This is a genomic window from Pseudomonas sp. HY13-MNA-CIBAN-0226, assembly GCF_040310305.1.
Classification (GTDB): Bacteria; Pseudomonadota; Gammaproteobacteria; order Pseudomonadales; family Pseudomonadaceae; genus Aquipseudomonas; species Aquipseudomonas gregormendelii.
This window is the reverse complement of the sequence record NZ_JBEOPS010000696.1, coordinates 1-231: the sequence shown is the minus strand read 5'-3', so window position 1 is coordinate 231 and position 231 is coordinate 1. Positions and strand designations below refer to the sequence as shown.

1 pseudogene is annotated in these 231 nt (G+C 56.7%); it reads left to right on the top strand.

The window, feature by feature from the left end:
- Nucleotides 1–14: 14 nt before the first annotated feature.
- Nucleotides 15–231, top strand: a pseudogene (locus tag AAEZ05_RS30485) (acyltransferase); the annotation flags it as partial.

Sequence of the window (231 nt, the reverse complement as noted above, 5' to 3'; positions counted from 1 at the left end):
ACTCTACATCGCACTTGAAGTGGTTGCTGCACACATGGTCGCTGTCGGTCGAGTGGCAGTTTTATCTGCTTTATCCGCTTCTGATCATGGCGTTGCTGAAGGCCGTTGGCGCTCGTTCGGGCCGGCTGGCGATCGCGGCACTGATGTGTCTGTCATTTGCGCTGGCAACGTGGTTGTCCTACCGCGCAGAGAGCTTTGCTTACTTCATGCTGCCGTCACGCGCATGGGAAA